The sequence below is a fragment of the Streptomyces caniferus genome (genome assembly GCF_009811555.1).
GTDB lineage: Bacteria > Actinomycetota > Actinomycetes > Streptomycetales > Streptomycetaceae > Streptomyces > Streptomyces caniferus.
On the sequence record NZ_BLIN01000005.1, the window covers coordinates 3,737,201 to 3,746,400 of the forward strand.

Here is a 9,200-nt window from a genome sequence, read left to right on the forward strand (position 1 = left end):
TCCGCTGCGTCGGTGCGGAGGGGGCAGTCGCCGACAGGCGCCCCGCATTGGCATCCAACGGGTGAATCAGGCCATGTGGTGCGTGGCGGGTGGTGGGACGAGGGGAAGGACATCTCGCACCGGACTTGCGATGGGCAGGGAGCGTCCCGATGTCGAAGTTTCTGATCCAGGCCAGCTATACGTCCGAGGGCACCAAGGGGCTGCTCAAAGAGGGTGCGAGTGGGCGTCGGGCTGCCGTCGAGCAGGTTGTCACGGCCCTTGGCGGGGAGGTCGAGGCCGTGTACTTCGCCTTCGGGGAGGACGACGTCGTGCTCATCATCGACCTCCCCGACCCGGTCTCCATGGCCGCCATCAGCCTCACCGTCAAGGCCAGCGGGGCCCTGCACACCCGTGCCACGCCCCTGCTCACCGTCGAGGAGATCGACGAGGCGGCCCGCCGGCAAGTCCCCTTCCGCGCCCCCAGCGTGTAGGGCGAGGGCGGGGATCGACCAAGTCTCACGGATACATCGCGGTCCGGCTGGGGACTCGGTTCCGGGCCATGACGCCGGACTGCGCGCCGTCCGGGCCCCCGGCCGCTGACCGCTGACCGCTGCGTGCGCGGCATGCTCGTGAGGTCTGTCGAGTCGGCCGGCAGCCGTCCTGTCGCGCACGCGATGTGGTCGGCGGGACGGGCGTGCTCTCAGGGGACCTCGGGCCGGGGCGGATTGTGGTGCCAGGTGGTGAGGGTGGTGGCGATGCTGCGGCGGGCCCAGGAGGCCTCGGGGGGAGTGGCGGCGAGGGTGGGAGCCTGGGCGGTTCTGGTGGAGAGGGCGGTCAGGGCGGCCAGGACGGCTGCCAGCTCTTCGGGGGTGGGGCTGCCGGAGAGGATGCGGAAGGTCATGAGGGCTGGTTTCCGTGCTTGCGGTGCGGGAGCGGGGCGGTCTTGCCGGTGAGCATGCGGAGGCCGGCGGCCAGGATCCGGCGGGTGTGCTGCGGTGCGATCACGTCGTCGACCAGGCCGCGTTCGGCGGCGTAGTACGGGTGCATGAGCTCGGAGCGGTAGGCGGCCACCCGCTCGGCCCGGGCCGCTTCCGGGTCGTCGGCCGCGGCGATCTCCCGGCGGAAGATGACATTGGCGGCGCCCTCGGCGCCCATGACGGCGATCTCGTTGCAGGGCCAGGCGTACGAGAGGTCGGCGCCGGTGGAGCGGGAGTCCATGACGATGTAGGCGCCACCGTAGGCCTTGCGCAGCACCAGGGAGATCCGCGGGACGGTGGCGTTGCAGTAGGCGTAGAGCAGCTTGGCGCCGTGGCGGATGATGCCGCCGTGCTCCTGGTCGACGCCGGGCAGGAAGCCGGGGACGTCGACGAGGGTGACGAGGGGGATGTTGAAGGCGTCGCAGAGGGCGACGAACCGGGCCGCCTTCTCGGACGCGTGGATGTCCAGCACGCCCGCCAGCGCCATCGGCTGGTTGGCCACCACGCCCACCGGGCGGCCGTCGAGCCGGCCGAGGGCGCAGAGGATGTTGGTGGCCCAGCGTTCGTGGATTTCGAGGTATTCGCCGTCGTCGAGGATCTCGCGGAGGACCTCGCGCATGTCGTAGGGGCGGGAGGGGTCCGCGGGGACGAGGTCGAGGAGGGCGTCGCAGGAGCGGTCGGCCGGGTCGTCGGGGGCGTGTGACGGCGGGGACTCGGTGCTGTTCTGCGGGAGGAGGGAGAGGAGGTAGCGGACCTCTTCGAGGCAGGTCTCCTCGTCGTCGTACGCGAAGTGGGCGACGCCCGAGGTCTCGGCGTGCACATCGGCGCCGCCGAGTCCGTTCTGGGTGACGGACTCTCCGGTGACGGCCTGGATGACGTCGGGTCCGGTGATGAACATCTGGGAGGTGCCGCGGACCATGAAGACGAAATCGGTGAGGGCGGGGCTGTAGGCGGCGCCGCCGGCGCAGGGGCCGAGCATCACGGAGATCTGCGGGATGACGCCCGAGGCCTTGGTGTTGCGCTGGAAGATGCCGCCGTAGCCGGCGAGGGCGGTGACGCCTTCCTGGATGCGGGCGCCGGCGCCGTCGTTGAGGGAGACGAGGGGCGCGCCGGCCTGCAGCGCCAGGTCCATGACCTTGTGGATCTTGGTGGCGTGGGCCTCCCCGAGGGCGCCGCCGAAGATCCGGAAGTCATGGGCGTAGACGAAGACGGTCCGGCCGTGGACCGTGCCCCAGCCGGTGATCACGCCGTCGGTGTGCGGCTTCTTCGCCTCCAGGCCGAAGCCGGTCGCGCGGTGCCGCCGCAGCGGTTCGACCTCGTGGAAGGACCCCTCGTCCAGGAGCAGTTCGATGCGTTCCCTGGCGGTCAGCTTGCCCTTGGCGTGCTGCCGTTCGGTCGCCTGCGCATCTCCGTCGGCGACGCTGCGGTGCATGCCTTCGAGTTCGACGGTACGGGTGCGGAGGGAGGGGATGGCGGAGGGGGCGGCGAAGCCTTCCTCCAGACCGTCGGCCAGGGGGGCCGCGGGCGGGGGGAGGGTGGCGGTAGGCGTGGCGGCGTCCATGTGCATGGTGGGATTCCCTTCCGTGTGCGGGATGGCGTTACTGGTCGGCGCCGTGCGGTCCGGGGACGGGCGCAGGACGGCCGGGCCGGGGCCTGCGCGACGTCGGCCCGGGCCCTCCGGGCGGCCCGCCCGCCGGGAGGGGCGCGCCGGTCACGGCGCGTTCCCCTCCACGGGGGCGGGCGGCAGGCGGACCGGTGACCGTTCGGAGGCGGTGAACGCATGGATCGAGATGCGGTCCCACACGCCGGCGACCGCGAAGGGGTCGTCGGCGACGAAGTCCGCCACCTCCTGCCGGGTCGGTGCCTCCACGACGAGGAGGCTGCCGATCGCCCCGGCTCCGTCGTCCGGCACCAACGGGCCGTAGAGCACCGGCCGAAGGCCCGCCGTCCGGAGCCGGGCCGAGTGCGCGGGCCGGGTGGCTGCCCGGAGTGCGGCGGTGTCCGGACCGTCCAGGCAGTGGATCACCCACAGCATGTGCTTCTCCTTGTGGTGGTGTGAGGGGGTGGGAGCGGGAGGGGCTGTCGGGGGCCGGACCGTGGGCGGCGTGAGCGGGGCCCGTCGTGGGCACCCGCCCTCGCTCGTCTGCGCCCTTCGGTCCTCGGGCGGCCTCGTCCGCCTCTCCCGCCCGGTCAGACCGCGACGCTCTCGGCCGGTGCGGTCTGCTCACGGAGGCGGGTGACTTCCGAGGCCACGGCCTGCCGGGCGGCGAGGGCCTCCTGCTTGGCGCTGATCTTCTCCGGGATCACGCGGTACTCGGCCTCGACCTCGGCGGCCGGCGCCGTCGCCTCGCCGTGGTGGAAGCCGACCCGGCAGCGGAAGACGGTGCCGACGGGGGTGCGCGTGTGCTCCAGGAGTTCGTAGCTGAGCGTGGCGGACATCGGGAACACGAAGCTGTGGAAGGAGGAGTCGACCGAGCTGATGACGAACCGGGTGCGGTCGGTGCCGGTGAGGAGGAACTGTTCGGTCACCACCGTCCAGAGCTGGCGGGCCGCTTCCAGCAGGGTGATGGCCGGTATGTGCTGGCCGGTGAGGTGGTCCTCCAGTACCTCGACCCGCTCGTCCAGTACGAGATCGGCGACGAACCGCCGCTCGCCGATCTGTCCGACCGGGCCGACGAGCACGTTGCGCTGTTTGTGCTTGTGCGTCAGGCGCTGTTCGGCGTGGGCCGGGAGGCCCTGCTTGCCGAAGGTGACGGCGGGCGTGCGCAGCTCCACGAGCTCGCGCAGTTCGTCCAGTTGGCCGGCGGAGAGCCCCTGGCCGACGCTGATGGCCAGGCTCTCGGGCAGGTCTCCGGTGCGCAGCCGGGTCAGCAGCGCGGAGTAGCCGATGGTCCCGCGGTTGGCGAGGAATTCCTCGAACCGGTCCCCTACGACGACAAGCGCTTCGGGTGCTTCCTGCGAGGCGTGCGACATGTCTCTTCCTCCTCGTGGTGGCGGATGACGATGGGTGGAGCAACAGGCGTGGCGGGTCTGGGGTACGGACGGATCGCCGTCCGCGGGGCGGGGCGGGCCGTCAGGCCGCGACCGCCGCCCGGCCGGCCATGTCCACGTACGCGTCGACCAGCGCCTTGAGCGTCCGTACGTCGGAGATGACGTACTCCTCCTCGAACGGGTCGAAGCCGAACTCGACCTCCAGCTGGATGACCAGCCGGGCGAGCAGCAGCGAACTGAGCCCGATCTTGTTCAGGATTTCGCTGCCGGTGAGGACCGGGATGGGCAGTTCGGCCTCGGCGAGCAGCCCGACGATCTCACTGTGGATCTTTCCCTGGATTTCCTGTGCATTCAGCATGTGATTCCTCCGTCTACGACGATGGTCTGGCCGGTGATGAACGAGGCACCGGGCGAGGTCAGGTACAGCACGGCATCGGCGATTTCATTGATATCGGCGAGCCGGCCGAGCGGGGTGCGCTTCTGAATACGTTCCTTGTTCCGGTCCGTCACCTCGACGGTCATATCGCTGTCGAAGAATCCCGGAACGATGGAATTCACCCGGATGTTGAAGGCGCCGAGTTCCCGGGCAAGACTGCGGCTGAATCCGTCGAGGCCGGCCTTGGCGGCGGAGTAGGCCGCCACCCCCCGGAACCCGCGGATGGCATTGATGGACGACACGTTGAGGATCTGGCCGCCGCCCTGCCGGGTCATCGCCCGCGCACAGCTCTGGGCAAGGGTGATGGGGGCCAGCAGATCCGCCGCGAGCAGCTGCTCGATCTTCTTGGGGGCGGTGGTGAGGAAGAGTTCCTGGTGCAGCACGGCCGCGTTGTTGATGAGCAGGTCGACGCGGCCGGCCCAGTCGATGACACCGCGGACGACGGCACGCAGCGCGGCCGGGTCGGTGAGCTCGGCGGCCTCCCAGCGGAAGCGGTCGGACCGCTCGGCCTGGAGATCCTTCACCCAGTCGTTGGCCGATCTGCTGAAGGTGGCCACCCGCCAGCCGTCGTCCAGCAGCCGGGTGACGAGCAGCCGGCCGAGCCCGCGGCTGCCGCCGCTGATCAGGGCGACCCGCTCGCCGTCCGGGGCGCTCATACCGCGCTCCGGATCTTCTTGAAGCGGTCGGAGTGCTGCGGCGCGGAGGCGAGTTCCACCAGCACCGGCACCTTGAAGGGCTCCAGCCGCCGGCCGCAGAACTCCCGTACCCGGCGGGTGACGGAACGCCGGTCCTCGTCCTCGATCAGGGTCACGGTGGCCTTGACGACCATCCCGGTGACCGGGCTGGGGCGCCCGCTGACCGTGGCCTCGGCGATGTTCTCCAGCTCCAGCAGGACGGACTCGACCTCGCTGGGATAGACCTTCTCGCCGCCGACGTTGATGATCTCGGAGTCGCGGCCCAGGATGCGGATCCACTCACCGTCCGTCCGGACGACGTCCTGGGTGTTGAAGAAACCCTCGTCGTCGAAGGGAGCGGGGGCGTTGAGGTAGCCGAGCATCGCCATTTCCGAGCGGATCCACAGCACGTTGTCGATGATCTTGTGCGCGAAGCCGGAGCTGCCGAGCTTGAGCCAGAGGCTGCCGTCGTCGCGCGAACGGGTCGGCAGGATGCCCAGCTCGGACAGGCCGTACGTCTGCTTCAGCCGGGCCCCGGGGAGCGCGTCGGTCAACCGCTCCAGGGTCCGCTCCGGCATCGGCTCGGTGCCGTAGGTGACCAGCTTGAGCGAGTCGGTGGCGTACTGCTCATGGGCGCCGGAGATCAGCACCATGTTCAGGAACGTCGGGGTGGTCGGCAGGATCTGGACGTGGTGGTCGGCGATCGCCTCGAACACCGCCTCCGGGGTGCGCTCGGCCACGGTGATCACGGTGCCGCCCTGACTGAGGGTGTGCAGCAGGGTGTTGACGCCGCCGATGTGGTCCAGGCTCAGGAACGACAGGATCCGGGACGGGCGGGTGGCCTCGCCGTAGCGCGCCAGGACCTTCTCGAAGTCCAGCACCGAGGCCTTGCTGCGGCCCGACGTGCCGGAGCTGAAGAGCACCAGGCCCGGGTGGCCGGCCTCGCGGAGCCGCGTGTACAGCTCGTGGTCGGCGCGGCTGCCGGTGGACTCGCAGTGGTGCGCGCCGCCCGGGTCGACCCGGATCACCGTCTCCACCATGGCCACGTCCAGGAACTCGGCGCGCTTGGCGGCGGGCAGCGTGGTCAGCGGCACCACGATCACACCGCGCTCGATCAGCGCCAGCAGCCCCGCGCAGGCCTCGGGCGAGTAGGCGCCCTCCAGCGTGACGACCTGGCCGGCGGTGACGTCGTGCCGGTCGAGGAACATCCGCCACTCGGCCACCAGACGCAGCAGGTCGTCGTAGCGGTAGCTGCGCTTTTCGAAGACCACGGCCTCGGCGTACCCGAAGGATTTCAGCCGGTCCAGAAACGGGTGGGTCATTTCTCGTCACTCCAAGGTGTTTTCGCCGGTGCGCATCAGAATTTTTCCGCTGTGGCGCTCGATCGCTTTTACCGCGGTGCCTTTTCGTTGCCTGAACTCTAGGCGCCCCTTTTCCGGGGTGACAACGCCTCACTTCCGGCAGCTCGGCTGGTGCATTCACCGGGCCAGGCACACCGGAATGGCCGGATGAGATATCCGTGCGGGGTGCCCGAATGGGGTGCGCGAAGGGTGTGTCCGAGGGGGGTGTGCGCATACCCGGTCCGAAGGGAGTGGCCAATGGGAGTGCCCAAAGGGGGCGCCCAAAGGGAGTGCCCACGTGGTGTACCCGGCCGGCCCGGCCGATTTACCGGGTGGCCGCGGAGGGCACCGGAGCGGCACCATGCGAGACGTAAAGCTGTACTGCCGTGACCTGTCCTGGGATGGCAGTGGGCGGCCGGCCTGCGCCGGCGCCCCCCGGCGCGTGCTGTCCGACGCCGCGCCCTGTTTCCGCGATGCGCCGAGCGCTCGCGGCACCATCCCAGGAGAAGTGATGATGCAGCAGATCCTGCCGTCCGCCGTCGCCTGCGTGGACACCACCGCGGACATCCCGGACGCCCCGACGGCTCCCGAAGAGGCGGCGGCACTGGAGGCGTGCACCGAGCCGCGCCGGCGGGAGTTCACCACCACCCGGCACTGCGCCCGCACCGCGATGGCCGCGCTCGGCGTGCCGCCGGCCGGTATCCCGTCGGGTCCCAAAGGCGAACCGCGGTGGCCCGCCGGGCTCATCGGCAGCATGACGCACTGCGACGGCTACCGCGCGGCGGCGCTCTCCCGCGCCTCCGACCTGCATGCGATGGGCATCGACGCGGAGCCGCACCGGCCACTGCCCCCGGGGGTGCTCGACAGCATCTCGGTGCCCGCGGAGCGAGAGCATCTCCGGTCACTGGAGCGGGAGTTCCCCGAGGTGCACTGGGGGACGGTGATGTTCAGCGCGAAGGAGACGGTCTACAAGGTGTTCAACCCGCTCACCGGCCGCTGGCTCGGCTTCCGGGACGCCCGGATGACGTTCGATCCGGGTGCGGGCACGTTCCGGGCCCGGCTGCTGGTGCCGGGCCCGGTGGTGGACGGCAAGCGGCTGACCTGGCTCACCGGCCACTGGTCGCTGCGCGAGGGGCTGGTCCTCACCGCCCTCGCGGTGCGACGGGGCCGTGCTGCGCGCTGATCCGTCGCACCGCGTCCGGCCTGCGGGCACGCAGCGGGCCGGCGGCCGCCGAGAGCACCGCCCAGTCCAGGGTCTGCGCGCGTTCGAGCAGTACGGGGTCGGCGCCGACGACGACCGGGTCCCCGACGACCTGGAGCATGTCGAGGTCGCTGGAGTGGTCGCCGTAACAGGAGCACTCCTCGGCCGACAGGCCCAGTGCGGCGAGCGTTTCGCGGACCGCGTCCGCCTTGATCGCACCGATCATCGGGCGCCGGATCTCGCCGGTGAGACGGCCGTCCTCGCCCACCAGCGGCTCGGAGCAGAGGATGAGGTCCGCCCCGAGGTCGTCGGCGAGCGGTTCCAGCAGCGCCCGGAACGATCCGGACACCAGGGCCACCAGGTCGCCGGCCAGGGCGTGCCGCCGCGCCGCGGCCCAGGCGGCGACCACGACGGCCGAGCCCTCGCGCCGGTAGGCGTCGTACCAGTCGCGGCCCGCCTGCGTCAGTTCGGCGTGGTCGACGCCGGCGAAGCGCCGGTAGTAGCGGCGGTTGATCTCCGTACGGGGAACGCCGGACGCCGCCTGGGAGTTCACCTCGGCCATGACGGCGTCGTACGCGCTGCCGTCATCGCCCTGGCGCGCCATCCAGAAGCGCAGGAAGTGGAACATGCTCTTGGTGTTGAGCAGCGTCTCGTCGACATCGAAGAACGCGGCTCGTTCACGGGTGCCCATAGGGACGTTCACCATCCAGAAACGGTGTCGGGCACCGGGACGGGCCCGGTGTGGGGGAAGGCGGAGGAGTCCGCGGTCTGCTCGGCGCACAGCCCTTCGCGAAGGGCTCGCGCGGCCGCCAGGGTGCGGTTGGGGCAGTTGAGCTTGGCGAGGATGTTGGCCACGAGGCGCTTGGCGCCGTGCTCGGAGATCCGCAGCCGGCGGGCGATCTGCTTGTTGCTGTAGCCGTCCACGAGCAGCACCAGCGTCTCGCGCTCACGGGGCGTCAGCCGGGGCGCGCCACCGGCGCGGACCTCGCCGTGGCCGGCCCGGCGCAGCAGGGTATGGGTGAGGGCGGCGGGGATGTAGGTCTCCCCGGCGGCCGTGGCGGCCAGACTCTCGGTGAGGGTCTGGGTGCTCAGGTCGCCGGAGACCAGCAGGGACGCACCGGGCAGGATCCCCGCCTGCCCGATCGTCGCGTCCTCGGTGTCCGGCAGCAGGAGCAGGATCCGCAGGCCGTCGTGGGTGGCGCGACGCAGGGCGACTTCGCCCGCCGGATCGACGGCGTCCGGGGTGGTCAGCAGAATGCTGGTCCGTGGATCGCGCACGGCGGCGACCGCGTCGGCGAGGGCCGCGTGGGCGGTGCAGTGGCCCATGGACTCCACGGACCGCAGCATGCCCACCATGCCGAAGCGCTGCAGCTCGTTGGGTATCGCGAGGAAGACCGCCGGCGGTGCAGCAAGGGCGGGTGGCGCCGCACTGTGTCGCAACATGAAATCTGAACCCCCATCTGGGTGCATGCGATTGCACCCACGTCACGGACGCTAGCCGTGCGCAGGGCTCAGCAGGGCTCCACTACCCCCTAGTCCGGGCGGCCGGTGCTCAGAAAGGAGTAGCAGCTGGACCCGGAGCGGTATCGGGTGTCCAGCTGC

General features: G+C 70.9%; 11 protein-coding genes. 2 read left to right on the plus strand and 9 right to left on the minus strand.

Annotation, left to right across the window (positions count from 1 at the left end):
- Positions 1–149 precede the first annotated feature (149 nt).
- Positions 150–470, plus strand: coding sequence for a GYD domain-containing protein (locus Scani_RS32860; RefSeq protein ID WP_159481374.1), 321 nt, complete (start codon positions 150–152; stop codon positions 468–470).
- Positions 471–679: 209 nt separating this feature from the next.
- Here Scani_RS32860 and Scani_RS32865 read toward each other — a convergent pair whose 3' ends face one another.
- The 7 genes from Scani_RS32865 to Scani_RS32895 form a co-directional block, all read right to left on the minus strand.
- Positions 680–880 carry an acyl-CoA carboxylase epsilon subunit gene (locus Scani_RS32865; RefSeq protein ID WP_159481375.1) on the minus strand — a complete coding sequence of 67 codons (201 nt, stop codon included), beginning with the start codon at positions 878–880 and terminating at the stop codon, positions 680–682.
- A complete protein-coding gene (locus Scani_RS32870) occupies positions 877–2,388 on the minus strand; it encodes an acyl-CoA carboxylase subunit beta (RefSeq protein ID WP_159482513.1) in 1,512 nt (503 codons plus the stop codon). The genes Scani_RS32865 and Scani_RS32870 overlap by 4 nt, the downstream gene beginning before the upstream one ends.
- 279 nt (positions 2,389–2,667) lie before the next feature.
- Positions 2,668–2,991, minus strand: coding sequence for a YciI family protein (locus tag Scani_RS32875; protein WP_159481376.1), 324 nt, complete (start codon positions 2,989–2,991; stop codon positions 2,668–2,670).
- Between the two features lie 155 nt (positions 2,992–3,146).
- A complete protein-coding gene (locus Scani_RS32880; protein ID WP_159481377.1) occupies positions 3,147–3,929 on the minus strand; it encodes an AfsA-related hotdog domain-containing protein in 783 nt (260 codons plus the stop codon).
- Between the two features lie 100 nt (positions 3,930–4,029).
- Positions 4,030–4,305 (minus strand): hypothetical protein, encoded by a 276-nt coding sequence (locus Scani_RS32885; RefSeq protein WP_159481378.1) that lies wholly within the window; start codon positions 4,303–4,305, stop codon positions 4,030–4,032.
- Entirely contained in the window at positions 4,299–5,039 is a 741-nt protein-coding gene (locus Scani_RS32890) for an SDR family NAD(P)-dependent oxidoreductase (protein WP_159481379.1), read from the minus strand. The genes Scani_RS32885 and Scani_RS32890 overlap by 7 nt, the downstream gene beginning before the upstream one ends.
- On the minus strand, positions 5,036–6,379 hold the full coding sequence (locus Scani_RS32895; RefSeq protein ID WP_159481380.1) for a class I adenylate-forming enzyme family protein: 1,344 nt from the start codon (positions 6,377–6,379) through the stop codon (positions 5,036–5,038). The genes Scani_RS32890 and Scani_RS32895 overlap by 4 nt, the downstream gene beginning before the upstream one ends.
- Before the next feature lie 529 nt (positions 6,380–6,908).
- Here Scani_RS32895 and Scani_RS32900 point away from each other — a divergent pair.
- Entirely contained in the window at positions 6,909–7,580 is a 672-nt protein-coding gene (locus tag Scani_RS32900) for a 4'-phosphopantetheinyl transferase family protein (RefSeq protein ID WP_159481381.1), read from the plus strand.
- Here the strand turns inward: Scani_RS32900 and Scani_RS32905 are convergent.
- Both Scani_RS32905 and Scani_RS32910 read right to left on the minus strand, forming a co-directional pair.
- Positions 7,540–8,304, minus strand: a complete 765-nt coding sequence (locus Scani_RS32905) for an HAD family hydrolase (RefSeq protein ID WP_246296280.1) — start codon at positions 8,302–8,304, stop codon at positions 7,540–7,542. The two genes, Scani_RS32900 and Scani_RS32905, sit on opposite strands and share 41 nt — an antisense overlap.
- Positions 8,298–9,041, minus strand: a complete 744-nt coding sequence (locus tag Scani_RS32910; RefSeq protein WP_246296282.1) for a response regulator transcription factor — start codon at positions 9,039–9,041, stop codon at positions 8,298–8,300. The genes Scani_RS32905 and Scani_RS32910 overlap by 7 nt, the downstream gene beginning before the upstream one ends.
- Positions 9,042–9,200 lie beyond the last annotated feature (159 nt).